We start from the raw sequence: 25,276 nt of genomic DNA, 5'->3' as shown, positions 1-25,276 counted from the left end.
TAACTTTCCCGAGTTTCGCTGTTCTGGAGAGTAAGCATGACATTAATGGCTGGCATTTTGCCAGGCGCTGCTGAATGGCTCGAGCGCGCAAGAATGATGCGCCGGGAGCAGCTCAGCAAGCTGGCACAGCTTGGCGTGCTTGTGCACGGTATTAGCCAACTTGTGCATATGTTACAGTGCGAGCGTGGGGCGTCCAACGTCTGGCTCTGCTCACAGGGTAAGCTCTACGCCCCTGAATGCAAAGCCAGCCGGGCGCTGGTGGATGAAAACCTCGCTGCACTTTATGACATTCTTGAAAAACAGTCGCCGATCCCGGGAAGTACCGTTTGTGAACGTATCGGCGGCGCGCTTCAGAGCCTGGACATGCTTCCCGCGCTGCGCGACGGTGTTATTCAGCAAACGGTAACGGCGCCGCAGGCGATGGAACACTACTCCCGCATGCTTCGCCATCTGCTCAGTATCGTGCCGCAGCTCAATGACAGCATTGACGATCCGCAAATCGCCGGGCGTTTTGTTGCCCTTTATAGCCTGATGCAGGGGAAAGAGCTGGCGGGACAGGAACGGGCCCTAGGGGCGATTGGCTTCACGCAGGGCTTTTTCGATGATGTGACTCGCCAGAGGCTGGTTGACCGCATCGACGGGCAGCAGGCCTGCTTTGAAATTTTTCTCTCACACAGCTCCGCTGACGTCCAGACCACCTTTTCTCTCCACTGCCAGCCCGATCGTGAAACGGAGCAACTCCGGCGCGTAGCCTGTACTCGCCAGCCTGCCGCGGATGATGGCCTTACCGCTCTGGCCTGGTTTGCTCTGCAAACCGCGCGCCTTGAGCATCTGCGCACGCTGGAGGAGACGCTCATCGCCGATCTGATGACGGCGGTGGACGAGCGTATTTACCGTAACGATGAGTACGTGCCTCCCGCCGATGAGCAGGACGACCCGCTGATACAGTATCCGGAAAAACCGTTGCTCACCCTGGTGCGCCAGCAGGCACGCGAGATAGAACAGCTCTCGCGCCAGCTAGCATCGCTGCGCGATACGCTTGAAGAGCGCAAAGTCATTGATAAAGCGAAAAGCGTGCTGATGACCCACCAGAATATGAGTGAGGAACAGGCCTGGACGGCGCTGCGCAAAATGGCGATGGACAAAAACCAAAGGATGGTGGATATCGCCCGCGCGCTGCTAATGGTGAAGAATTTATGGCAGGTAACACCAAAGGAGTAGCTGCACGGTCAGCGGGCATTTTGTGCCTGATTAAGGTGCGTGCAGGCGAGGGGAGTTCGGTTAGCGCCCCGGAAACTGCGGGTTAAAACCTGGCATTCACTTTGCATTATCGGATTAACCATTTTTGACGATGCGCCAACGGCGGCGCATGCGTCTTCGGGATAAAGGCGTCCACTGGTGCTTCGGCATCGTGGGCGCTTTTTTTTGGTTTTTTTTCAGGAGTGGTTGGTCATGGCGGATTTGTCGAGACGGCGTTTTTTGCAGGCCAGCGTGCTGGCGAGTGGCGCAATGCTGTTACCGGGTATCATGCAGGCCGCATGGGCGGCAGGCTCGGATAAACCGGAGCAGGAAACGGTGCGCATCGGGTTTATCCCGCTGACCGACTGCGCCCCGGTGGTTATCGCGGCGCTGAAAGGCTTTGATAAAAAATACGGTATTACCATCGTGCCCACCAAAGAGGCGAGCTGGGCGGCTGTGCGCGACAAGCTGGTGGCGGGCGAACTCGATGCCGCGCACATTCTCTACGGCCTGCTGTACGGCCTGGAGCTGGGCATCGCCGGCAAGCCGCAGCAGATGGCGAACCTGATGACGCTCAATCAGAACGGCCAGGCGATTACGCTTTCCAGCGATCTGGCTGAGAAGGGCGTACGAGACCTTGACGGGCTGAAAAAGCTCATTGGGCAGCAGGCGCCCGGCACCTACACCTTCGCGCACACCTTCCCGACCGGGACGCACGCCATGTGGCTCTACTACTGGCTGGCCAGCGCGGGCATTAACCCCTTTGACGACGTGCGCACGGTGGTGGTGCCGCCGCCGCAGATGGTGATGAACATGCGCATTGGCAACATGGTTGGCTTTTGCGTCGGCGAGCCGTGGAACGCCCGGGCAATCAACGACCGCATCGGTTTTACCGCCGCCACGTCGCAGTCTATCTGGGCCGATCATCCGGAAAAAATCCTCGGTACGCGCCGCGACTGGGTGGCGAAAAACCCGCACACCGCGCGGGCGCTGGTGAGCGCGGTACTGGAGGCGGCGCGCTGGATCGAAGCCTCCCCGGAAAACAAACGCGAGACCGCGCAGATCCTCTCCCGCCGGGCGTGGCTCAACTGCAAAGAACAGTATCTCACCGGACGCATGCTCGGCGAGTACGACAATGGCCTGGGCCAGCGCTGGCAGGACGCGCACCCGATCCGCTTCTTCAACGAGGGGGCCGTCAGCTACCCGTATCTCTCCGACGGCATGTGGTTCTTAACCCAGTTCCGCCGCTGGGGCTTGCTCAAATCCGCGCCGGACTACGCGGGCATCGCGCAGCGCATTAACCAGACCGCGGTCTGGCAGGATGCCGCCACGGCGGTGGGGGGCATCAGCACACCGACTTCACCATTACGCAGCAGCACATTGATGGACGGCACCGTCTGGAACGGTACAGACCCGGAAGGATACGCCAGCCGTTTCGCCATTCACCGTAAAGAGGCCTGATTATGCAGCATCTGCAAAAGACGAATTCACACGAGACGCCGGAGAGTGGGGAGGTGATTGTCCTGCCTCCGGTGCAGGTTCGCCGCCGTACGCCGACGTTTGCGCGTCGGATTAACGCGATCCTCCAGCGCATCATCCCGGCGTTTCTCGGTCTGGGACTGCTGGTGGTGCTCTGGCAGCTGGCGGCGATTAACAGCAAAGGTTTCCCGACGCCGCTCAGCACGCTCGATTCCGCCATCACCCTGTTTGCCGATCCGTTTTATCGCGACGGGCCTAACGATATGGGCATCGGCTGGAACGTGCTCGCCTCATTACAGCGCGTGGCGGTGGGCTTTGGCCTGGCCGCGCTCGCCGGGATCCCGCTCGGCTTCCTGATTGGTCGCTTCACCTTTTTCTCTCGCATGTTCGGCCCGCTGATCGCGCTGTTACGCCCGGTTAGCCCGCTGGCCTGGCTGCCCATCGGCCTGCTGCTGTTCCAGAAAGCGGAACCCGCGTCGAGCTGGACCATTTTCATCTGCTCCATCTGGCCGATGGTGATCAACACCGCCGAAGGCGTACGCCGCATTCCGCAGGACTACCTCAACGTGGCCCGGGTGCTGCAGCTTTCCGAGTGGACCATCATGCGCCGCATTCTCTTCCCGGCGGTGCTGCCCGCGGTGCTGACCGGGGTGCGTCTCTCCATCGGCATCGCCTGGCTGGTGATCGTCGCCGCTGAGATGCTCACCGGAGGTTTAGGGATCGGCTTCTGGATCTGGAACGAGTGGAACAACCTCAATGTCGAAAACATTCTCATCGCCATCGTCATCATTGGCGTGGTCGGGCTGCTGCTGGAGCAGGGGCTGATGCTGATCGCCCGTCGCTTTAGCTGGCAGGAAAAATAAGGAGCGAACATGAAACCATTAATTCAGGTCCAGGCCGTGAGCCAGCGTTTTTCCACCGCCAGCGGCGAGTTTCTGGCGCTGCAAAACGTCTCTTTTGATATCCACGAGGGCGAAACCGTCAGCCTGATCGGGCACTCCGGCTGCGGCAAATCGGCGCTGCTGAACCTCATCGCCGGTATTACCCTGCCGACGGAAGGCGGGCTGATCTGCGACAACCGTGAAATCGCCGGGCCGGGTCCGGAGCGCGCCGTGGTCTTTCAGAATCATTCGCTGCTGCCGTGGCTCACCTGCTTCGACAACGTGGCCCTGGCGGTCGATCACGTGTTTCGCCACAGCATGAGCAAGGCGGAGCGCAGGGAGTGGATTGAGCATAACCTCGACCGCGTGCAGATGGGGCACGCCCTGCACAAGCGCCCGGGGGAGATCTCCGGCGGCATGAAGCAGCGCGTCGGTATTGCCCGCGCGCTGGCGATGAAGCCGAAAGTCCTGCTGATGGATGAACCCTTCGGCGCGCTCGACGCCCTGACGCGCGCGCATCTGCAGGACTCGGTGATGCAGATCCAGCAGGCGCTGAACACCACCATCGTGCTCATTACCCACGACGTGGACGAGGCGGTGCTGCTCTCCGATCGCGTGCTGATGATGACCAACGGCCCGGCGGCCACCGTCGGGGAGATCCTGCGCGTGGACCTGCCGCGCCCGCGCAACCGGGTGCAGCTGGCCGACGACAGCCGCTATCACCACATGCGCCAGCAGATCCTCCATTTCCTCTATGAAAAGCAGCCGAAAGCGGCGTAACGAGGGGGCTTTGATGCGACTGGTCATTATCGGAAATGGCATGGCGGCCACGCGGCTGATTGCCGCGCTCACCGGGCGTGCTGCCGGTCGTTTCGCTATCACCGTCATCGGTGACGAGCCGGAGCATGCCTATAACCGCATCCAGCTTTCGCCGGTCCTGGGCGGTGAAAAGCAGGCTGCAGACATCTGTCTGCAGGATGAAGACTGGTACCAGTCGCGCGGCGTGACGGTGCTGCGGGGTGAAAAGGCGATCGCCGTGAACGTGGACGCGCGGGAAGTGCAAACCACCGCCCGCACGCTGGGCTGGGACGCGCTGGTGTTTGCCACCGGATCAACGCCCTTTATTCCGCCAATCCCCGGCTGCGATGCGCCGCATGTGTTCACGTTCCGCACCCTGGAGGATACCCGTGCCATTCGGACGATCGCCGGTCCGGCGGTGGTGCTGGGCGGCGGCGTGCTCGGGGTTGAGACGGCGGCAGCGCTGGCGTGCTCAGGTGACAACGTCACGTTGGTTCATCGCGGTCCGTGGCTGATGGAGCAGCAGCTGGATCGGCAGGCGGGAATGCTGCTGGAAGAGACGCTGGCGGCGCGGGGCGTGCGCTGTGAGCTCGCCTCGGGCATCGCAGCGGTGAGCGGGAATAGCGTGACGCTGCTCAACGGGCGCCGCGTCGTCGCCGCTCGCGTGGTGCTGGCGACCGGCGTGCAGCCCAGCGTCGCGCTGGCGCAGGCCAGCGGCATTCGCTGCGCGCGCGGCATCGTGGTGGATCACCAGATGCAAACCTCCGAACCGAACGTCTACGCCATCGGCGAGTGCTGCGAAATTGACGGGAAGACGTTTGGCCTGGTCGCCCCCTGCCTGGCGCAGGCGGAAATCCTGGCCGCGCGGCTGGCCGGGGACGCTACCGCGCCGTTTACCCTGACCGACAGCGGGATGCGCCTCAAGGTGACGGGCGTGGAGCTGTTCAGCCTCGGCCGTGCGGCGGAGCAGGAGGGCGACGTGGTCTGGAGCGCATGGGATCCGCTGACCCGTCACTATCGTCGTTTATTGATCCATCAGGGGGCGCTGGCTGGCGCGCTGCTGATGGGCGACTGCCGCAGCGCGGCAACGTTTACCGATTTACTGGCAACGGCTGCGCCCGCCCACGCGGACTGGCTGTTCGATCGTTTCACTACGCAACCGCAGGTTGCAGGACAGAATGCTATGACAAAACCTACTCTGGTGGTGGTTGGGCACGGTATGGTCGGCCATCATTTCCTCGAAGACTGCGTTAAGCGCAATCTGCATCAGCAGTATCAGATTGTCGTCTTTGGCGAGGAGCGCTATGCCGCCTACGACCGCGTGCATTTGTCGGAATATTTTGGCGGCCGCAGCGCGGCGTCGCTCTCGCTGGTGGAGGGGGATTTCTTTGCCGACAGCGGCATTGAGCTGCGCCTGTCGCAGCAGATCGTCGCTATCGATCGCGACGCGCGCGTGGTGCGTACCGCCAGCGGGCATGAGACCCACTGGGAAAAGCTGGTGCTGGCGACCGGCTCATACCCGTTCGTTCCGCCCGTGCCGGGCAACGATTTGCCGGGCTGTTTTGTCTACCGCACTCTTGACGACCTGGACAACATTGCTGCACATGCGGCGGGCTCGCGCCGCGGCGTGGTGATTGGCGGCGGCCTGCTCGGACTGGAGGCGGCGAATGCCCTGAAGCAGCTCGGGCTGGAAACCCACGTGGTGGAGTTTGCGCCCAACCTGATGGCGGTCCAGCTCGACAACGACGGCGCGGCGATGCTGCGCAAGAAAATCGAGGCGCTGGGCGTCGGCGTTCACACCAGTAAAGCCACGACGGAGATCGCCACCGCGGACGGCGGGCTGGTGCTGCGCTTTGCCGATGGCGAACAGCTGGAAACGGACATGGTGGTCTTTTCGGCGGGCATCCGTCCGCAGGACGCGCTGGCGCGCAGCAGCGGGCTGGCTATCGGCGAACGCGGCGGGATCTGCATTGACGACGGCTGCCAGACCTCCGATCCGGACGTGCTGGCCATCGGCGAATGCGCCCTGTGGGAGGGGAAAATCTTCGGTCTGGTCGCGCCCGGCTATCAGATGGCGCGCGTGGCCGCCGCCGCGCTGACGGGAGAGGATAGAACCTTCACCGGCGCGGATATGAGCACTAAGCTCAAGCTGCTCGGCGTGGACGTGGCCTCGTTCGGCGACGCCCACGGGCGCACCCCGGGGGCGCTGAGCTACCAGTGGACGCACGGCCCGCAGCAAATCTACAAGAAAATCGTGGTCAGCCACGACGGCAAAACGCTGCTCGGCGGCGTGCTGGTGGGCGGCGTGCTGGTGGGCGATGCCAGCGAATACGCCACGCTGGTGCAGATGATGCTTAACGGCATCAGCCTGCCGAAAGAGCCGGAAACGCTCATTTTACCCGCGTCGTCAGGCAGCGCGCCAAAAGCGCTCGGCGTGGCGGCGCTGCCGGAAAGCGCGCAGATCTGTTCGTGTCATAACGTCAGTAAAGGCGATATTTGCCGGGCGGTGAGCGCGGGCGCGGCGGATATCGGCGCCGTTAAGCAGTGCACCAAAGTGGCGACCGGCTGCGGCGGATGTAGCGCGCTGGTGAAGCAGGTGATGGAGTTCCAGCTGGCGGAGCAGGGCGTGGAGGTGAAAAAGGACATCTGCGAGCACTTCCCGTACTCGCGCCAGGAGATTTACCACCTCGTGCGCGTCAACCATATCCGCACCTTTGACCAGCTTATCAGCCGCTACGGACAGGGGCACGGATGCGAGATCTGCAAGCCGCTGGTGGGATCGGTGCTCGCCTCCTGCTGGAACGAGTATCTGCTGAAACCGGCGCACCTGCCGCTGCAGGATACCAACGACCGCTACTTCGCCAACATCCAGAAGGACGGCACATACTCCATCGTGCCGCGCATGCCCGCAGGGGAAGTGACCGCCGACGGGCTGATTGCCATCGGGCAGATTGCGAAACGCTACAGCCTGTACAGCAAAATTACCGGCGGTCAGCGTATCGACCTGTTTGGGGCCACCCTCGAACAGCTGCCGGCGATCTGGCAGGCGCTGGTGGAGGCCGGGTTTGAAACCGGACACGCCTACGGTAAATCCCTGCGCACGGTGAAATCCTGCGTCGGCTCGACCTGGTGCCGCTACGGCGTGCAGGACTCCACCGGCCTCGCGGTCCGGCTGGAGCACCGCTACAAGGGCCTGCGCGCGCCGCACAAAATCAAAATGGCGGTCTCAGGCTGCACCCGCGAATGCGCGGAGGCGCAGAGCAAAGACGTAGGGGTGATTGCCACCGATAAGGGCTGGAACCTCTATCTGTGCGGCAACGGCGGGATGAAGCCGCGCCACGCGGATCTCTTCGCCAGCGATCTGGACGACGAAACGCTGATCCGCACCGTCGACCGTTTCCTGATGTTTTACATCCGCACGGCGGATCGCCTGCAGCGCACCAGCACCTGGATGGACAACCTGGAAGGCGGCCTCGACTATCTGCGGGAGGTGATCATCACCGACAGCCTCGGCATCGCCCACGAGCTGGAGCAGGAGATGGCCCGGGTGGTGGAAGCCTACCAGTGCGAATGGCAAACCACGCTCAGCGATCCCAGCCGCCTGGCGCTGTTCCGCACGACGGTGAACGAGACTGCGCCGGATGAAAGCAAGCGCTGGCAGGAAATTTGCGGCATCGACGATATCCCCGAGCAGGCGGGCATCGGCGCGCGGCTTGGACGTAAGCCGATTGCGCTCTTCCGCTTTGGTAAAACCGTTTACGCCCTCGACGATCGGGAGCCGGGCGGCGATGCGAACGTGCTTTCACGCGGCATTCTTGGCGATGCGGCGGGCGAGCCGGTGGTGATTTCACCGCTCTACAAGCAGCGCATTCGCCTGCGCGACGGCTGTCAGGTGGAGAGCGGCGAACCCGCGGTGCGCGCCTGGCCGGTGAAAATTGAAAACGGCAAGGTGTGGGTTGGCAGCGACGCCCTGGTAATGCGTGCGGAGGCCTCATGACGGAAACCCGGACAACGTGCCCCTACTGCGGGGTGGGCTGCGGCGTGATCGTCCGCGTGCAAGGTGAAGCGCTCAGCGTTCGGGGAGATGAAACCCATCCTGCGAACCTGGGTCGCCTGTGCGTGAAAGGATCGGCTCTGGGGGAGACCACGGGCTTACAGGGGCGGCTTTTGCGCCCGGTCGTTGACGGCCTTGAGGTGGACTGGGCGCAGGCGCTGAGCGCGGCAGGAGAGCGCCTGCGGGAGATTATCGATAAATGGGGGCCGCAGGCGGTGGCGTTTTACGCCTCCGGCCAGCTGTTGACCGAGGATTACTATGCCGCCAACAAGCTGATGAAAGGATTTATCGGCGCGGCAAACATCGATACCAACTCCCGGCTCTGCATGTCCTCGGCTGTGGTGGGCTACAAGCGCGCCTTTGGCGAAGACGTGGTGCCGTGCGGCTACGAGGATGTGGAAAACAGCGATCTGGTGGTGCTGGCTGGCTCGAACGCGGCCTGGACGCATCCGGTGCTCTACCAGCGGCTGGTGCAGGCGAAGCACGACAACCCGCGGATGAAGGTGGTGGTGATCGATCCCCGCAGAACCGCCACCTGTGATATTGCCGATCTGCATCTGGCGCTCGCCCCCGGCAGCGACGCCGGGCTGTTTGTCGGTCTGCTTAATGTGATTCAGGGAACGGATGAGTGGCCCGTTGAGCGCGTGGCGGCGTTTTGCGGCCTCTCGCCGCAGGATATAGGCACCTTTTATGACTGGTTTATGACGGCGCCCCGGGCCATCACGCTCTACACCATGGGGATCAACCAGTCCGCCAGCGGCAGCGACAAGTGTAACGCCATCATTAACGTTCATCTTGCCAGCGGGAAGTTCAACCGTCCGGGCTGCGGCCCGTTTTCGCTGACCGGACAGCCAAACGCGATGGGCGGACGGGAAGTGGGCGGGCTGGCTAACCAGCTGGCGGCGCACATGAACTTTGAGCCGGACGATCTCTCGCGGGTGGCGCGTTTCTGGGGAACGGAACGGCTGGCGCAAACCCCGGGCCTGATGGCGGTGGAGCTGTTTGACGCCATTGCCCGCGGCGAGGTGAAGGCGGTGTGGATCATGGGCACTAACCCTGCCGTGTCGCTGCCCGACAGCCACGCGGTGTGTCAGGCGCTGGCGAGCTGCCCGCTGGTGATGGTTTCTGAGGTGATGAAGGATACCGATACCAGCCGGTTCGCCCATATCCGTTTTCCGGCGCTGGGCTGGGGGGAGAAGGACGGGACGGTGACAAACTCGGAACGCCGCATTTCGCGCCAGCGCGCGTTTCTGCCCGCGCCGGGCGAAGCGAAGCCGGACTGGTGGATCGTCGCGCAGATGGCGAAACGGCTGGGCTACGGCGAGGCCTTTGCCTGGCAACATCCGCACGAGATTTTTTGCGAACATGCGGCGCTGACGGCCTTTGAAAATGACGGCGCGCGGGCATTGAATCTTCATGAACTGGCTGCGCTAACCCGTGAGGAGTGGGATCAGCTTGAGCCTTATCAGTGGCCGACGGGGAGTTTTCCGCGCCGAAACATCGTTCCCGTTATCCCTCTGTCGCACGGCGCGACGGTCAGCGCCTTATACCCGCTGATTCTCAACTCGGGGCGCATCCGCGATCAGTGGCATACCATGACCCGAACGGGATACGTGGCGAGGCTGATGCAGCATATCGCCGAACCGTTTGTTGAGGTTGGCCCGGCAGACGCCGTTCGTTTTTCCCTGTGCGACGGCCAGCTGGCGCGCATCAGCTCGCCGCGCGGCGTGATGGTGGCAAGAGTGCGAATCAGCGACGGGATACGGGAAGGCGAGGCGTTTGCCCCGATGCACTGGAACGCCGGGTTTGCCCGCCAGGGAAAGGTGAATGCGCTGGTGGAAGGGCGCTGCGATCCGGTTTCGGGCCAGCCAGAGAGTAAACAAACCGCCGTCAGGATCCTGCCCTGGCAGCCCGCCTGGCAGGGGGAACTCTATGCCCGGGAATGGCCGGAAATGCCCTCTTCGGCTTATTGGTGGCGTAAAGCCTCACGCCTGACGGTGGCGGGCGATCAACCGCTGCTGCCGTGGGTAATGGAATACGCCAGCGCTCGTGGCTGGCAGCTGCAGGTTGCGCAAACCGGCGAACGCAGCAGCGTGCTGGCCTGGCATGAAGGCCAGCTGATGCTGGGCTTCTGGGAGGGCTCCGCGTTACCGGCGCTGGCGCATGCGGTGATTGAAGCCGCTTTTCAATCCCCACCCGTGCTTCTCGCAGAACGCCACGCCTTGTTGAACGGGCAGAGCGTCGGGGAGGCGGCGGATCCGGGACGCATCATCTGCAGCTGTTTCAGCGTCGGGGAGAATGCGATACGGGAGGCGATCGTCGGCGGGTGTGATTCCGTCACCGCGCTGGGGGCGACGCTGCGCTGCGGTACGAACTGTGGCTCCTGCGTGCCGGAGCTGAAAGGGCTGTTTCAGGATAATCCTGAAATGTCCGCCTGGACTGCATTTCAAGGCTTATCGCGTTAACATAATAAGAGTTTATTCATTAACACAGGTTCTTATTTACGACGTTGATGGCTGTATCGTCCCGCATTCGTTTGCTGTTTTTACTCTCCCTTGTTACGGCCGGAGCCGTTCACGGTGCGCCGAATTCCTTTATCCAGCAGGCGCAAAATCCCTTCGATAATAACGGGGATAGTTTGCCCGACCTCGGCATGGCGGCGCCAACGGGCGAGGGGGAAAAACACCTGGCCGAAATGGCGAAAGCCTTCGGTGAAGCCAGCATGACCGACAATGGCATGACAACGGGCGAGCAGGCGCGTCAGTTTGCGTTTGGTCAGGTGCGCGACGCGGTGAGCGGCGAAGTGAACCAGCAGATTGAATCCTGGCTTTCGCCCTGGGGGAACGCCAGCGTGAACCTACTGGTGGATAACGACGGCAAATTTAACGGCAGCAGCGGGAGCTGGTTTATCCCCTGGAACGATAACAACCGTTACCTGAGCTGGAGCCAGCTTGGCCTGACCCAGCAGGCGGATGGTCTGGTCAGTAACGCCGGAATAGGCCAGCGCTGGGTCGCCGGGAAATGGCTGCTGGGTTACAACACGTTTTACGATAACCTGCTGGATGAAAACCTGCAGCGTGCCGGGCTGGGCGCGGAAGCGTGGGGGGAAAATCTGCGCCTGTCAGCCAACTATTATCAGCCCTTTGCTGGCTGGCGCGATCGCTCTGACGTCCAGGAGCAGCGCATGGCGCGCGGCTATGACGTCACCGCTAAAGCCTGGCTGCCGTGGTTCCATCATCTGAATACCAGCGTGAGCTTCGAGCAATACTTCGGCGATAACGTCGATCTCTTCAACAGCGGAACGGGCTATCACAATCCGGTGGCGGTGAATCTGGGGCTTAACTATACCCCCGTGCCGCTGGTCACCCTGACCGCCGCGCACAAGCAGGGCGAAAGTGGCGCGAGCCAGAATAACCTCGGGCTGAAGCTCAACTATCGCTTTGGCGTGCCGCTGGTGAAGCAGCTTTCCGCCGGTGAAGTCGCCGCCACGCGCTCCCTGCGCGGAAGCCGCTACGACTCGCCGGAGCGCAATAGCCTGCCGGTGATGGAGTTCCGCCAGCGTAAAACGCTGTCCGTCTGGCTGGCGACGCCGCCGTGGGATCTGAAAGGGGGCGAGACCGTTATGCTGAAGCTTCAGGTTCGCAGCGCGCACGGCATTCGTGAGATCCACTGGCAGGGGGATACGCAGGCGCTGAGCCTGACGTCGCCGTCCAAAAGCAACAGCAGCGACGGCTGGAGTGTAATTATGCCTGCCTGGGATGACCGTGAAGGGGCGACAAACCGCTGGCACCTGTCGGCGGTAGTGGAAGATGAGAAAGGCCAGCGCGTCTCGTCCAATGAGATCGTGCTGACCGTCGTGCAGCCGCTGGTCGCATTGCCGGACAACGACCCGCGCTGGAAGCTTCTGCCGGAGGAGTAATCCTTAAAAAATGCGTTCCTGATGCACCCACACCGCGGCTTCAACGCGGGATTTTAGCTTCATTTTCTTCAGCATATGCTTCACGTGCACTTTGACCGTGCTTTCGGTGATGTCCAGGCGGCGGGCGATCATTTTGTTCGGCAGCCCCTGGGCAATGAGTTTGAGAATATCGCGCTCGCGCGGGGTTAACTGGCTGACGTCGCGGTCAGAGGTGGCGCGATTGGCGCGCAGGCTGGCGGCCAGCACCGGCGTTAAGGCTTCGCTGAGAACCATCTCGCCCGCCGCGGCCTGCTGCAGCGCCTTAAGCAAGTCTTCCGGCTCCATATCCTTGAGCAGATAACCATCCGCCCCGCGCTTCAGCGCCGTGACCACATCCTCTTCATGGTTCGACACGCTAAAGACGACGATGCGCCCGGAAAGCGATTTTTCCCGCAGCTTGTCGAGGGTTTCCAGACCGTTCATGCCGGGCATATTCAGATCCAGCAGGATCAGATCGGGATCGAGGGATTCGGCAAGCTCAATGCCCTGTTCACCGTTGCTGGCTTCGCCAACCACGGTGATATCGGGCGCCATGCTGACCAGCTGTTTCACGCCAGTACGCAGCATCGGATGGTCGTCGATCAACAGGATGGATGCCGGTTCCTGATTAGTCATGGGTTTCTCCTTGAGCAGTTGTAAGCGGTTTCTCGGGAATAAAGGTGACCACGACTTCCGTGCCACCCGTCTCTCTCCGGCGAACCTGGCAATCACCGCGCAGGCTTTGGGCGCGGTCTCGCATAATAATTAAACCATAGTGGTTAGTGCGTTCGGCATTTTCCGGCACGCCGCGGCCGTTGTCGTGAACCGTGAGCTTCACCTGATTGCTGTGCTGGCTGACGGTGACCGTTACCGCCGTCGCGCCGGAATGCTTGAGCACGTTGCTCAGTGCTTCACGGGCGATTTGCAGTACATGTATGGCCTGGTGGGAGGGGACAAACCGCGGCGGCAGCTGGTAGTCCAGCTTCACCGGGAACCCCAGTCGGGCGCTAAATTCGTGACAGCTGGCCTCCAGCGCCGGGCGCAGACCCGGCTCGGTCAGCTGCAGACGGAAGGTAGTCAGCAGCTCGCGAAGCTGTATCCAGGAGGTGTTCAGCTCGTTGCGGATCTGGCTGAGCAGCTGCTTGTTGCTTTCGGGCATCTCCGCATCCTGCATCTGCAGGCAGCTCACCTGCATTTTCATACAGGAGAGCGACTGGGCGATAGAGTCGTGAAGCTCGCGGGCGATGGTCGCGCGCTCTTCCATGACGATCAGCTGCTGCTGCTTTTCCTGATGCCTGTCGAGCGCCAGCGTGGCCGTTAGCTGTTCGACCAGCGTATCGACCAGTTGCTGCTGGTCGTGGCTCAGGTGACGCCCGGCTGGCAGCGTTGCCAGCAGAATACCGTACTGGGTGTGGCTGTCGGTCAGGCGCCACTTCAGGGTGGTGCCGCCGGACGTCAGCGGCGGCAGGCCGCGAGGGCAAAGATGGCAGCCTTTGTCATCGCAGGACATATCCGACTGGCAGGTAAATTCCTGATGGTTATCTTCGTCTTCCACGTCGTAGACGCGCAGCTCAAGGTCGTGAAGGAGGGTCAGATTTTGCAGGCCGTTCAGCACCGGAGAGAGGCGTTCGCATAGCGGCACCTGCATGTGCAGACGACGGTTGGCCTGCCACAGGAAGGAGAGGATTTCGTTTTTCTGCTCCAGTCCGGCCGTTTTTTCCTGAACGCGCTGTTCCAGCACCGCGTAGCTCTCGGAGAGCTCTGCAGACATGGTGTTGAGCGCCTGGCCGAGCATGGCCATCTCGTTGCGCCCGCTGATGTGCGTGCGCTGGGTAAAATCGCGTGCGGTCACCGCGCGGGCCATTGCCAGCAGCTGTTTCCACGGGTTCAGCAGCCGCGCACGAAGCCAGACGATGGTGAAGATCAGCAGCAGCCCCATAAACAGCGCCATGGCGCGGTGCACCATCACCACCCGGTCGATGCGTAATTCGGTGGTTTGGTCGAAAGAGGAGACCAGCGCATCAATGCGTGAGACGAACCCCGCCACGTCCTGCGCAACGGTTTCCGTGCTGCGCGCCTGTTTCAGCCCGGGCTCCAGCTGGGTGTGCCAGTAGCCCTGAAGGGCTTTAAGCTGATATTGCTGACCGGCGCGGATGGCGGCGTTTTCCAGTTCGGGGCTGAAGACCGTGCGCTCCATTTCATCAATCAGAGGCCGATCGTCCTGCGTCAGGGGAACCGACGCCAGCAGGCGATAACTCTGCATGCGTAGCGAGCCTGCCTCGTTGATGGCATGCGCATTACCCTGTACGCCCTGTACCAGCCAGCCGGAGATCGCCATGCCGGTCACGCCGATGGCGGTGGACAGCAAAACAATCAGAGCGAGCTGATTCACGAGCGTCAGCGGAGATAAACATCTTTTTAACATAGAGGTGGCGTGCTCCTGACGTGGCCTGCTTGCAGGAATGGCGCTATTCTGGTGCATACCCTGGAGTATACCCATACCAATAAAGGATTACCCCTAAATTGCCAACGGAGTAGGGGGAAGGAGGTGGGGGTAGTCTGGAACCGTCAGTGCCGTGAAAAACCACGTCTTTTTTACCGAATTAGCCTACTCACTAAGGGTGAGGCCTTATTTTACGCCGCAAATTCTCCCACTTTTCCTTTGATTTATATCAACTTACCGCCGCCCTAAAGCCCTAATGTTTGCAGCATCATTCGAGAATCAGAGGTGTCTATGAGTCACTCATCCGCTCCCGAAAGGGAAAATGGTGCCGTTATTACAGACTGGCGTCCAGAGGATCCGGCGTTCTGGCAACAGCGCGGCCATCGTGTAGCCAGCCGGAATCTGTGGATTTCCGTGCCGTGTTTGTTATTAGCGTTTTGCGTATGGATGTTGTTTAGCGCGGTGGCGGTCAACCTGCCGAAAGTTGGGTTTACGTTTACGACCGATCAGCTGTTTATGCTGACCGCGCTGCCGTCGCTGTCAGGCGCGCTGCTGCGTGTGCCTTACGCGTTTATGGTGCCGGTGTTTGGCGGTCGTCGCTGGACGGCGTTCAGTACGGGTATCATGATCGTCCCCTGCGTCTGGCTTGGCTTCGCAGTGCAGGATACCTCTACGCCGTTCAGCGTGTTCGTGATTATTTCCCTGCTGTGCGGTTTTGCGGGTGCGAACTTCGCCTCCAGCATGGCGAACATCAGCTTCTTCTTCCCGAAAGCGAAGCAGGGCGGTGCGCTGGGCATTAACGGCGGCCTGGGGAATATGGGCGTCAGCGTGATGCAGTTGATTGCCCCGCTGGCGATCTCTGTTTCTATTTTCGCGGCCTTTGGCGGCGGTGGCGTTGAGCAGGCGGATGGTTCTTCCCTCTATCTGCAGAACGCCGCCTGGATCTGGGTACCTTTCCTGGTGGTCTTCACCCTCGCAGCCTGGTTCTTTATGAATGACCTGTCCGCGTCGAAGGCGTCGCTGAGCGAACAGCTGCCGGTGCTGAAGCGTGGACACCTCTGGGTGATGGCGCTGCTGTATCTGGCCACCTTCGGTTCGTTTATCGGCTTCTCTGCGGGCTTCGCGATGCTGTCGAAAACGCAGTTCCCGGAGATTCAGATCCTGCACTTTGCCTTCTTCGGGCCGTTTATCGGTGCCCTGGCGCGTTCGCTGGGCGGCATGGTCTCTGACCGTCTCGGCGGTACCCGCGTGACGCTGGTGAACTTCGTCGTGATGGCGGTCTTCTGCGCGCTGCTGTTTCTCACTCTGCCCGTCGACGGGCAGGGCGGTAACTTCATCGCCTTCTTCGGCGTGTTTATGGTGCTGTTCCTGACGGCCGGTCTGGGGAGTGCCTCTACCTTCCAGATGATCTCCGTGATCTTCCGTAAGCTGACGATGGATCGGGTGAAGGCGCAGGGCGGGAGCGAAGAGCAGGCCATGCGCGAAGCGGCGACGGATACGGCCGCGGCGCTGGGCTTTATCTCTGCCATCGGCGCGATTGGCGGCTTCTTTATCCCGAAAGCGTTCGGTATCTCTCTGGACCTGACCGGCTCACCGGCCGGTGCCATGAAAGTCTTCCTCGTCTTCTATATCGCCTGCGTTGTGATTACGTGGCTGGTATATGGCCGAAATACCAAGAAAAATAAGTAAGTGTGATTATCCGTTTACGCGGCCTTCGGGCCGCGTTTTTTTTGCCAACATAATAGTTACAACATACTTACGGCTTTTACGGCAGACGCCTGCGGTGACACTGTGATCGCCATCGCTTTGCAGGTGGCTCTACCCCTTAATACCTGAGATGTTAAATGTTGACTGGCTTTTTGTACGATAAAATAAAAATAACTCTATATTTCATGATGATATGAAATTTTTGAAGATACCGCTTTGGTGGTATTTGGTGTAACCCCTCGCCTGAAAGTCCCTCCTCGTCTTGATCGTTATCAATTCTCCCCCTCTTTCAGGGCGTTACCTTCGCTGCAAATCAGCAATGTCGATTTAGAGAGCCACAGGCTCCACACAGGAGATACCCGATGAGCAAATTTTTGGACCGGTTTCGCTACTTCAAACAGAAGGGTGAAACTTTTGCCGATGGGCACGGCCAGGTTCTGGATACCAACCGGGACTGGGAAGACGGTTACCGCCAGCGCTGGCAGCATGACAAAGTCGTCCGTTCGACCCACGGCGTGAACTGTACCGGTTCATGCAGCTGGAAGATTTTCGTTAAAAACGGTCTGGTGACCTGGGAAATGCAGCAGACCGACTATCCGCGCACCCGCCCGGATATGCCAAACCACGAACCGCGCGGCTGCCCGCGTGGTGCCAGCTACTCCTGGTATCTCTACAGCGCCAACCGTCTGAAATACCCGCTGATGCGCAAGCGCCTGATGAAAATGTGGCGTGAGGCGAAAGTACAGCACAGCGATCCGGTGGATGCCTGGGCGTCCATCATCGAAGACGCTGACAAAGCAAAAAGCTTCAAGCAGGCTCGCGGTCGCGGCGGTTTCGTTCGCTCCTCGTGGAAAGAGGTAAACGAGCTGATTGCCGCCTCCAACGTCTACACCGTCAAAACCTACGGTCCTGACCGCGTGGCGGGCTTCTCGCCAATTCCGGCGATGTCGATGGTCTCTTACGCCTCCGGCGCGCGCTATCTGTCGCTGATCGGCGGTACCTGCCTGAGCTTCTACGACTGGTACTGCGACCTGCCGCCTGCGTCTCCGCAGACCTGGGGCGAGCAGACCGACGTGCCGGAGTCCGCGGACTGGTACAACTCCAGCTACATCATCGCCTGGGGCTCTAACGTTCCTCAGACCCGTACGCCGGACGCGCACTTCTTTACCGAAGTCCGTTACAAAGGCACCAAAACCGTGGCGGTCACCCCTGACTACGCGGAAATCGCCAAGCTTTGCGATCTGTGGCTGGCGCCGAAACAGGGTACCGACGCGGCGATGGCGATGGCGATGGGCCACGTCATGCTGCGTGAATTCCATCTTGATAAGCCAAGCCAGTACTTCACCGACTACGTTCGCCGCTACACCGACATGCCGATGCTGGTCATGCTGGAAGAGCGGGAGGGCTACTATGCCGCGGGCCGCACGCTGCGCGCCGCCGATCTGGTGGATTCGCTGGGCCAGGAAAACAACCCTGAGTGGAAAACCGTTGCGTATAACAGCAACGGCGAGCTGGTGGCGCCAAACGGCTCTATCGGCTTCCGCTGGGGCGAGAAGGGCAAGTGGAACCTTGAGCAACGCAACGGCACCACCGGCGAAGAGACGGAGCTGCGCCTGAGCATGCTGGGTAGCCAGGACGAGATCGCCGAGGTCGGGTTCCCGTACTTCGGCGGTGAAGGTTCAGAGCACTTCAACAAGGTTGAACTGAAAAACGTTCTGATGCACAAACTGCCGGTTAAGCGCCTGCAGCTGGCCGACGGCTCTACCGCGCTGGTCACCACCGTTTATGACCTGACCATGGCGAACTACGGTCTGGAACGCGGTCTGGGCGATGAAAACTGCGCAACCGGCTATGACGACGTGAAGGCCTACACCCCGGCCTGGGCGGAACAGATTACCGGCGTGCCACGTGCGCACATTACCCGTATCGCACGTGAGTTCGCTGAAAACGCGGACAAAACGCACGGCCGTTCGATGATCATCGTCGGCGCGGGTCTGAACCACTGGTATCACCTCGATATGAACTATCGCGGTCTGATCAACATGCTGATCTTCTGCGGCTGCGTTGGTCAGAGCGGCGGCGGCTGGGCACACTACGTCGGCCAGGAAAAACTGCGTCCGCAGACCGGCTGGCAGCCGCTGGCGTTTGCCCTCGACTGGCAGCGTCCGGCACGCCATATGAACAGTACCTCCTACTTCTATAACCACTCCAGCCAGTGGCGCTACGAAACGGTCACCGCACAGGAGCTGCTGTCGCCGATGGCGGATAAATCCCGCTACAGCGGCCACCTGATCGACTTCAACGTGCGTGCTGAACGCATGGGCTGGCTGCCGTCGGCGCCGCAGCTGGGCACTAACCCGCTGCGCATTGCGGAAGCGGCGAAGCAGGCGGGCATGTCACCGGTGGATTACACCGTGAAATCCCTGAAGGATGGCTCTATCCGCTTTGCGGCAGAACAGCCGGAGAACGGTAAAAACCACCCACGCAACCTGTTCATCTGGCGCTCCAACCTGCTGGGCTCGTCCGGTAAAGGCCACGAGTACATGCTGAAATACCTGCTCGGTACCGAAAACGGTATCCAGGGGAAAGATCTCGGCAAGCAGGGCGGCGTGAAGCCGGAAGAGGTGGAGTGGAAAGATAACGGTCTCGACGGCAAGCTGGATCTGGTGGTGACGCTCGACTTCCGTCTGTCCAGCACCTGTCTGTACTCCGACATCGTGCTGCCAACCGCCACCTGGTACGAAAAAGACGACATGAATACCTCGGATATGCATCCGTTTATTCATCCGCTGTCTGCGGCCGTTGACCCGGCGTGGGAATCGAAAAGCGACTGGGATATCTACAAAGACATCGCGAAGAAATTCTCCGAAGTCTGCGTAGGGCACCTCGGCAAAGAGACCGACGTGGTGACGCTGCCAATCCAGCACGACTCGGCCGCCGAACTGGCGCAGCCGCTGGACGTGAAGGACTGGAAAAAAGGCGAATGCGACCTGATCCCGGGCGTGACCGCGCCGCACATTATTCCGGTTGAACGCGACTATCCGGCAACCTACGAGCGCTTTACCTCTATCGGCCCGCTGATGGAGAAAATCGGTAACGGCGGGAAGGGGATCGCCTGGAACACCCAGAGCGAGATGGATCTGCTGCGCAAGCTCAACTTCACCAAAGCGGACGGCCCGGCGAAAGGCCAGCCCATGCTGAACACGGCGATTGATGCAGCAGAGATGATCCTGACCCTGGCCCCGGAAACCAACGGTCACGTTGCCGTCAAAGCCTGGGCGGCGCTGAGCGAGTTCACCGGCCGCGACCATACGCACCTGGCGACGAATAAAGAGGAAGAGAAAATCCGCTTCCGCGATATTCAGGCGCAGCCGCGCAAGATTATCTCCAGCCCGACCTGGTCTGGCCTGGAAGATGAGCACGTGTCCTATAACGCGGGCTACACCAACGTTCACGAGCTGATCCCATGGCGCACCCTGTCAGGCCGTCAGTCGCTGTATCAGGATCACCAGTGGATGCGCGATTTCGGTGAAAGCCTGCTGGTTTACCGTCCGCCAATCGACACCCGCTCCGTGAAAGCGGTGATGGGCGCGAAATCGAACGGTAACCCTGAGAAGGCACTGAACTTCCTGACGCCGCACCAGAAGTGGGGTATTCATTCCACCTACAGCGACAACCTGCTGATGCTGACCCTGTCTCGCGGCGGTCCGATTGTCTGGATGAGCGAAACGGACGCCAAAGATCTGGGTATCGAAGATAACGACTGGATCGAAGTGTTCAACAGCAACGGTGCCCTGACGGCGCGTGCGGTGGTGAGCCAGCGCGTACCGGCCGGGATGACCATGATGTACCACGCGCAGGAACGTATCGTTAACCTGCCGGGGTCAGAAATTACCGAGCAGCGCGGCGGGATCCACAACTCCGTGACCCGTATTACGCCGAAGCCGACCCACATGATCGGTGGCTATGCGCAGCTGGCCTACGGCTTTAACTACTACGGCACCGTAGGATCGAACCGCGATGAGTTCGTGGTGGTACGTAAGATGAAGAATATTAACTGGTTAGACGGCGAAGGTAATGACCAGGTACAGGAGAGCGTAAAATGAAAATTCGTTCACAAGTCGGCATGGTGCTGAATCTGGATAAATGCATCGGCTGTCATACCTGCTCGGTCACCTGTAAAAACGTCTGGACCAGCCGCGAAGGTATGGAGTACGCCTGGTTCAACAACGTGGAAAGCAAGCCGGGCACCGGCTTCCCGACCGACTGGGAAAACCAGGAGAAGTGGAAGGGCGGCTGGATCCGTAAAATCAACGGCAAGCTGCAGCCGCGCATGGGTAACCGCGCGATGCTGCTGGGTAAAATCTTCGCTAACCCGCACCTGCCGGGCATCGACGATTACTACGAGCCGTTTGACTACGACTACCAGAACCTGCACAACGCGCCGGAAAGCAAACACCAGCCGATCGCCCGTCCGCGCTCGCTGATCACCGGTCAGCGCATGGACAAGATCACCAGCGGTCCAAACTGGGAGGAGATTCTGGGCGGCGAGTTCGAGAAGCGCGCCAAAGACCATAACTTCGAGAACATGCAGAAGGCGATGTACGGCCAGTTTGAAAATACCTTCATGATGTATCTGCCGCGCCTGTGCGAGCACTGCCTCAACCCGGCGTGCGTGGCGACCTGCCCGAGCGGCGCTATCTACAAGCGTGAAGAAGATGGCATCGTGCTGATCGACCAGGACAAGTGCCGCGGCTGGCGTATGTGCATCACCGGCTGCCCGTACAAAAAAATCTACTTCAACTGGAAGAGCGGCAAGTCTGAGAAGTGCATCTTCTGCTACCCGCGTATTGAAGCCGGAATGCCGACCGTCTGCTCAGAAAGCTGCGTAGGCCGTATTCGCTACCTCGGCGTGCTGCTGTATGACGCGGACGCGATTGAAAATGCCGCCAGCACCGAGCACGAGAAAGATCTGTATCAGCGTCAGCTGGACGTGTTCCTCGATCCGAACGATCCGAAGGTGATCGAGCAGGCCCTGAAAGACGGCGTGCCGCAGAGCGTCATCGACGCGGCGCAGCAGTCACCGGTGTACAAAATGGCGATGGACTGGAAGCTGGCCCTGCCGCTGCATCCGGAATACCGCACCCTGCCGATGGTCTGGTACGTGCCGCCGCTGTCGCCGATTCAGTCTGCCGCTGACGCGGGCGAACTGGGCAGCAACGGCATCCTGCCGGACGTGGAAAGCCTGCGTATTCCGGTTCAGTACCTGGCGAACCTGTTGACCGCAGGGGATACCCAGCCGGTACTGCTCGCGCTGAAACGTATGCTGGCGATGCGTCACTTCAAACGCGCGGAAACCGTAGACGGCGTGATCGATACCCGCGCGCTGGAAGAGGTTGGTCTGACCGAAGCGCAGGCGCAGGAGATGTACCGCTATCTGGCGATTGCCAACTACGAAGACCGTTTCGTGGTGCCGAGCAGCCACCGCGAGCTGGCTCGTGAAGCCTTCCCGGAAAAAAATGGCTGTGGCTTTACCTTTGGCGACGGTTGCCACGGGTCAGACAGCAAATTCAACCTGTTCAACAGCCGTCGCATCGATGCCATGGATGTGACCAGCAAAACGGAGCCGCACCAATGATTGAACTCGTCATTGTTTCGCGTCTGCTCGAGTACCCGGATGCTGCGCTTGCGCAGCATCAGCAGGAACTCTTTGATGCACTCGCGTCATCTGAAAACCTGGATAAAGACGATGCCCAGCGGCTTGGCGTTTTCCTCCGCGATCTGTTAGCGCGCGATCTCCTGGACGCGCAGGCGGACTACAGCCAGCTGTTTGACCGTGGTCGTGCGACCTCGCTGCTGCTGTTTGAACACGTTCACGGTGAGTCACGTGACCGCGGTCAGGCGATGGTGGACCTGATGGCCCAGTACGAACAGCACGGCCTGCAGCTCGATAGCCGCGAGCTGCCGGATCATCTGCCGCTGTATCTGGAGTACCTGGCGCAGCTGCCGAAAGAAGAGGCGCTGGGCGGTCTGCAGGATATCGCGCCGATCCTGGCGCTGCTCGGTGCGCGTCTTCAGCAGCGCGAGAGCCGCTATGCTGTTCTGTTCGATCTGCTGGTGAAGCTGGCCAACGCCGCGGTCGACAGTGAAAAAGTTGCGGAGAAAATTGCGGATGAAGCCCGCGATGATACCCCACAGGCGCTGGATGCGGTCTGGGAAGAAGAGCAGGTGAAATTCTTTGCTGACCAGAACTGCGGCGAGTCTGAAATCTCCGCTCACCAGCGTCGCTTTGCCGGCGCGGTTGCCCCGCAATATTTGAATATCTCTAACGGAGGACGGCACTAATGCACTTCCTGAATATGTTCTTCTTCGACATTTACCCGTATATCGCGGGCACCGTGTTCCTGGTGGGAAGCTGGCTGCGTTACGACTACGGCCAGTACACCTGGCGTGCGGCCTCCAGCCAGATGCTGGATCGTAAAGGGATGCATGTGGGCTCTAACCTGTTCCACATCGGTATTCTGGGGATTTTTGCCGGTCACTTCCTCGGGATGCTGACGCCGCACTGGATGTATGAAGCGTGGCTACCGATCGAGGTGAAGCAGAAGATGGCGATGATCGCCGGCGGTGCCTGCGGCGTGATGACTCTGGTGGGTGGCCTGCTGCTGCTGAAACGTCGTCTGTTCAGCCCGCGCGTGCGTGCGACCACGACCGCAGCGGATATTCTGATCCTCTCCCTGCTGATGGTGCAGTGCGCGCTGGGCCTGCTGACCATTCCGTTCTCGGCGCAGCATATGGACGGCAGCGAAATGATGAAGCTGGTCGGCTGGGCGCAGTCCGTGGTGACCTTCCACGGCGGAGCCTCCGCGCACCTGGACGGCGTGGCGTTTATCTTCCGCGTTCACCTGGTGCTGGGGATGACGCTGTTTGTGCTGTTCCCGTTCTCTCGTCTGGTGCATATCTGGAGCGCGCCGGTGGAGTACCTGACGCGCAAATACCAGATTGTGCGCGCCCGTCGCTAATTCGCCGTTTTGATACCAACCCCGCACTCGCGGGGTTTTTTTTCGCCCCAGCCCAGGTTATTGCCCGCGGCAGCAAACAGGATCAGCGCGCCGCCCGCCAGCTGCGTCAGGTTCAGCGAGTGTCCGAACACCAGATTATCGACAACGATCGCCACCACCGGATAGATAAACGACAGGGAGCCGGTAATGGGCGTAGGCAGCTTCTGGATCGCGCTGTAGAGCAGCTGGTACATAATGCCGGTATGGACGATGCCCAGCGTCAGCAGGATCGGCCAGGGAAAATCACCGGAAAATGACGACATGCTGGCAAACGGTAAAAGCATCACGACGCCCGTCAGCACCTGGATAAAGGCAATATGCTGCGGCGCAACGGATCTGAGCTTGCGGGCAATAATGGCCGTGACCGCATAGAAGAAAGCCGCGGCCATCGCCAGGCCGATTCCGGCGAGCCATTCACCGCCGTGCGCGCCGGTCAGCTCGCTGGAGAGCAAGATCACCACGCCGCCGAAGGCGAGGAACAGCCAGCCCCATTTCACCAGGCTAACGCGCTCACCTAAAAACATCCCCATTAAGACCAGCATAAACGGCTGGGTGTTATAGACCACGGTAGAAAGACCAATCGAGATCCGTTCATAGGCCGCGAAGAGCAGCAGCCAGTTCACCACGAGCGCTACGCCGCCGAGAATGGCCAGCAGCAGCGTGGTGCGGGTGAGGGGACTGAAGGGCTTTTGACTTGCTCGGATAAAAATAAAAAGCGCCATTGCCCCGATAAGACAGCGCCAGAACACCACCTCTGTCACTGGCAGACCGCTGAGTAAAACAAACGCACCGATAGAGCCGGAAATTAACATCGCCAGGCTCATTTGCAAGACGCCTTTATGAAAATCACGCATCATCCACCTCCTGATTGTATGACGCTATTGTCGAAAATCGCTGTCGGGTTTTACAGGGATGAGATAAGGTGAAATGCAGTGATGACTTTTTAAAATTAGGTGAAAACGATGGAATACCTTCTCGATGATATCGACCGTCAAATTTTAGCCTGTCTGGTCGAAGATGCGCGCATGTCTTTGAAGGTGCTCAGCGGACGCATCGGTCTGACTTCCCCCAGCACGGCAGAACGCCTGAAGAGGCTGGAAGAGCGCGGTGTGATTCAGGGGTATGGCGCACGGGTGAATCTGGCGGCGCTGGGGTATACGCTGCAGGCGCTGGTGCGCGTGCGTCCTTTGCCGGGGTTGTTGCATAAGGTGGATAAATACATTCAGGCGATGCCGGAGTGTATAGAGAGCGACAAAGTCACAGGGGAAGATTGCTTTGTGATTAGGCTGGTGGTGCGATCGATAGAGCAGCTGGATGAGTTGCTGGACGGCCTGGCGGAGCATGCCCAGTGCAATACGTCGATTGTGAAGAGTTCGCCGGTGAAGCGTCGTTTGCCGCCGATGTAGGCTTCTGGCTTCTGTCGCCGGGTGGCGGCTGCGCCTGCGAAGGTTTCCCCGTTACGGAAATGCATGATGCCTGGTGCAAAAAGGAGGTTTGGAGTTATTTGAAAGTGATGGTGGTGGGGGAAGGATTACTCGGCGCCTTGCGCCTCGCCCTTCGGGTCGTTGCCTGCGGCAACGCTTTCTCGCTACGCTCGAATCGAACCTTAGTCGAAGCTTCTCATCCTTCCCCGTTACGGAAATGCATGATGCCTGGTGCAAAAAGGAAGTTTGGAGT

16 protein-coding genes and 1 other RNA gene are annotated in these 25,276 nt (G+C 60.3%); 13 read left to right on the top strand and 4 right to left on the bottom strand.

Annotation, left to right across the window (positions count from 1 at the left end; genetic code table 11):
• Nucleotides 1-36: 36 nt before the first annotated feature.
• The 7 genes from nasR to ACWKXN_RS10260 all read left to right on the top strand — a co-directional run bounded on the left by nasR (nucleotide 37) and on the right by ACWKXN_RS10260 (nucleotide 12,370).
• The gene (gene nasR / locus ACWKXN_RS10290; protein ID WP_454543748.1) at nucleotides 37-1,221 is read left to right on the top strand and encodes a nitrate regulatory protein NasR; all 1,185 of its coding nucleotides are present in this window, start codon (nucleotides 37-39) and stop codon (nucleotides 1,219-1,221) included.
• Between the two features lie 231 nt (nucleotides 1,222-1,452).
• A complete protein-coding gene (locus tag ACWKXN_RS10285; RefSeq protein ID WP_033145771.1) occupies nucleotides 1,453-2,700 on the top strand; it encodes a CmpA/NrtA family ABC transporter substrate-binding protein in 1,248 nt (415 codons plus the stop codon).
• A gap of 2 nt (nucleotides 2,701-2,702) precedes the next feature.
• Nucleotides 2,703-3,581 carry a nitrate ABC transporter permease gene (gene ntrB / locus ACWKXN_RS10280; RefSeq protein WP_033145770.1) on the top strand — a complete coding sequence of 293 codons (879 nt, stop codon included), beginning with the start codon at nucleotides 2,703-2,705 and terminating at the stop codon, nucleotides 3,579-3,581.
• A gap of 9 nt (nucleotides 3,582-3,590) precedes the next feature.
• On the top strand, nucleotides 3,591-4,379 hold the full coding sequence (locus tag ACWKXN_RS10275) for an ABC transporter ATP-binding protein (RefSeq protein WP_454543747.1): 789 nt from the start codon (nucleotides 3,591-3,593) through the stop codon (nucleotides 4,377-4,379).
• 13 nt (nucleotides 4,380-4,392) lie between these two features.
• Nucleotides 4,393-8,394, top strand: coding sequence for a nitrite reductase large subunit NirB (nirB, locus tag ACWKXN_RS10270; RefSeq protein ID WP_454543746.1), 4,002 nt, complete (start codon nucleotides 4,393-4,395; stop codon nucleotides 8,392-8,394).
• Complete coding sequence (locus tag ACWKXN_RS10265; protein WP_454543745.1) at nucleotides 8,391-10,916, top strand: nitrate reductase; 2,526 nt, start codon at nucleotides 8,391-8,393, stop codon at nucleotides 10,914-10,916. The genes nirB and ACWKXN_RS10265 overlap by 4 nt, the downstream gene beginning before the upstream one ends.
• 47 nt (nucleotides 10,917-10,963) lie before the next feature.
• Nucleotides 10,964-12,370, top strand: a complete 1,407-nt coding sequence (locus ACWKXN_RS10260; RefSeq protein ID WP_454543744.1) for a YchO/YchP family invasin — start codon at nucleotides 10,964-10,966, stop codon at nucleotides 12,368-12,370.
• A gap of 3 nt (nucleotides 12,371-12,373) precedes the next feature.
• Here the strand turns inward: ACWKXN_RS10260 and narL are convergent, their stop codons facing one another.
• Together narL and narX are read right to left on the bottom strand one after the other, a co-directional pair.
• Entirely contained in the window at nucleotides 12,374-13,024 is a 651-nt protein-coding gene (gene narL, locus ACWKXN_RS10255; protein WP_008499531.1) for a two-component system response regulator NarL, read from the bottom strand.
• The gene (gene narX, locus ACWKXN_RS10250; RefSeq protein WP_033145766.1) at nucleotides 13,017-14,813 is read right to left on the bottom strand and encodes a nitrate/nitrite two-component system sensor histidine kinase NarX; all 1,797 of its coding nucleotides are present in this window, start codon (nucleotides 14,811-14,813) and stop codon (nucleotides 13,017-13,019) included. The genes narL and narX overlap by 8 nt, the downstream gene beginning before the upstream one ends.
• Before the next feature lie 309 nt (nucleotides 14,814-15,122).
• Between narX and ACWKXN_RS10245 the strand changes: the two genes are divergently transcribed.
• The 5 genes from ACWKXN_RS10245 (at nucleotide 15,123) to narI (ending at nucleotide 23,560) form a co-directional block, all read left to right on the top strand.
• Nucleotides 15,123-16,520 (top strand): NarK family nitrate/nitrite MFS transporter, encoded by a 1,398-nt coding sequence (locus tag ACWKXN_RS10245; RefSeq protein ID WP_033145765.1) that lies wholly within the window; start codon nucleotides 15,123-15,125, stop codon nucleotides 16,518-16,520.
• Nucleotides 16,521-16,900: 380 nt separating this feature from the next.
• Nucleotides 16,901-20,644 carry a nitrate reductase subunit alpha gene (locus ACWKXN_RS10240; RefSeq protein ID WP_454543743.1) on the top strand — a complete coding sequence of 1,248 codons (3,744 nt, stop codon included), beginning with the start codon at nucleotides 16,901-16,903 and terminating at the stop codon, nucleotides 20,642-20,644.
• On the top strand, nucleotides 20,641-22,176 hold the full coding sequence (narH, locus tag ACWKXN_RS10235; protein ID WP_454543742.1) for a nitrate reductase subunit beta: 1,536 nt from the start codon (nucleotides 20,641-20,643) through the stop codon (nucleotides 22,174-22,176). Before ACWKXN_RS10240 ends, narH begins: the two co-directional genes overlap by 4 nt.
• Nucleotides 22,173-22,883: a nitrate reductase molybdenum cofactor assembly chaperone gene (gene narJ / locus ACWKXN_RS10230; protein WP_045888023.1), complete on the top strand. Its 711-nt coding sequence runs from the start codon at nucleotides 22,173-22,175 to the stop codon at nucleotides 22,881-22,883. Before narH ends, narJ begins: the two co-directional genes overlap by 4 nt.
• On the top strand, nucleotides 22,883-23,560 hold the full coding sequence (gene narI, locus ACWKXN_RS10225) for a respiratory nitrate reductase subunit gamma (protein WP_023312107.1): 678 nt from the start codon (nucleotides 22,883-22,885) through the stop codon (nucleotides 23,558-23,560). Before narJ ends, narI begins: the two co-directional genes overlap by 1 nt.
• Here narI and ACWKXN_RS10220 read toward each other — a convergent pair.
• Complete coding sequence (locus ACWKXN_RS10220; protein WP_454543779.1) at nucleotides 23,557-24,453, bottom strand: DMT family transporter; 897 nt, start codon at nucleotides 24,451-24,453, stop codon at nucleotides 23,557-23,559. The two genes, narI and ACWKXN_RS10220, sit on opposite strands and share 4 nt — an antisense overlap.
• A 108-nt stretch (nucleotides 24,454-24,561) precedes the next feature.
• On the opposite strand from ACWKXN_RS10220, the gene ACWKXN_RS10215 reads away from it, so the two are divergent.
• Nucleotides 24,562-25,005 (top strand): Lrp/AsnC family transcriptional regulator, encoded by a 444-nt coding sequence (locus ACWKXN_RS10215; RefSeq protein WP_033146544.1) that lies wholly within the window; start codon nucleotides 24,562-24,564, stop codon nucleotides 25,003-25,005.
• A 108-nt stretch (nucleotides 25,006-25,113) separates the two neighbouring features.
• On the opposite strand, the gene ACWKXN_RS10210 is transcribed toward ACWKXN_RS10215, so the two are convergent.
• A non-coding RNA gene (locus tag ACWKXN_RS10210) (RtT sRNA) lies at nucleotides 25,114-25,244 on the bottom strand.
• Between the last annotated feature and the right edge of the window lie 32 nt (nucleotides 25,245-25,276).

It is taken from the genome of Enterobacter sp. UPMP2060 (assembly GCF_053709655.1).
This window is presented reverse-complemented; position numbering and strand designations above follow the sequence as displayed.

Excerpts from the sequence above, each read along its gene's own strand:
- narJ (WP_045888023.1), top strand. The coding sequence starts at position 22,173 with ATGATTGAACTCGTCATTGTTTCGCGTCTGCTCGAGTACCCGGATGCT.
- ACWKXN_RS10220 (WP_454543779.1), bottom strand. The coding sequence starts at position 24,453 with ATGCGTGATTTTCATAAAGGCGTCTTGCAAATGAGCCTGGCGATGTTA.
- ACWKXN_RS10260 (WP_454543744.1), top strand. The coding sequence starts at position 10,964 with ATGGCTGTATCGTCCCGCATTCGTTTGCTGTTTTTACTCTCCCTTGTT.
- nasR (WP_454543748.1), top strand. The coding sequence starts at position 37 with ATGACATTAATGGCTGGCATTTTGCCAGGCGCTGCTGAATGGCTCGAG.
- narI (WP_023312107.1), top strand. The coding sequence starts at position 22,883 with ATGCACTTCCTGAATATGTTCTTCTTCGACATTTACCCGTATATCGCG.
- narX (WP_033145766.1), bottom strand. The coding sequence starts at position 14,813 with ATGTTAAAAAGATGTTTATCTCCGCTGACGCTCGTGAATCAGCTCGCT.
- nirB (WP_454543746.1), top strand. The coding sequence starts at position 4,393 with ATGCGACTGGTCATTATCGGAAATGGCATGGCGGCCACGCGGCTGATT.
- ACWKXN_RS10285 (WP_033145771.1), top strand. The coding sequence starts at position 1,453 with ATGGCGGATTTGTCGAGACGGCGTTTTTTGCAGGCCAGCGTGCTGGCG.
- ntrB (WP_033145770.1), top strand. The coding sequence starts at position 2,703 with ATGCAGCATCTGCAAAAGACGAATTCACACGAGACGCCGGAGAGTGGG.
- ACWKXN_RS10275 (WP_454543747.1), top strand. The coding sequence starts at position 3,591 with ATGAAACCATTAATTCAGGTCCAGGCCGTGAGCCAGCGTTTTTCCACC.
- narH (WP_454543742.1), top strand. The coding sequence starts at position 20,641 with ATGAAAATTCGTTCACAAGTCGGCATGGTGCTGAATCTGGATAAATGC.
- narL (WP_008499531.1), bottom strand. The coding sequence starts at position 13,024 with ATGACTAATCAGGAACCGGCATCCATCCTGTTGATCGACGACCATCCG.
- ACWKXN_RS10215 (WP_033146544.1), top strand. The coding sequence starts at position 24,562 with ATGGAATACCTTCTCGATGATATCGACCGTCAAATTTTAGCCTGTCTG.
- ACWKXN_RS10245 (WP_033145765.1), top strand. The coding sequence starts at position 15,123 with ATGAGTCACTCATCCGCTCCCGAAAGGGAAAATGGTGCCGTTATTACA.
- ACWKXN_RS10265 (WP_454543745.1), top strand. The coding sequence starts at position 8,391 with ATGACGGAAACCCGGACAACGTGCCCCTACTGCGGGGTGGGCTGCGGC.
- ACWKXN_RS10240 (WP_454543743.1), top strand. The coding sequence starts at position 16,901 with ATGAGCAAATTTTTGGACCGGTTTCGCTACTTCAAACAGAAGGGTGAA.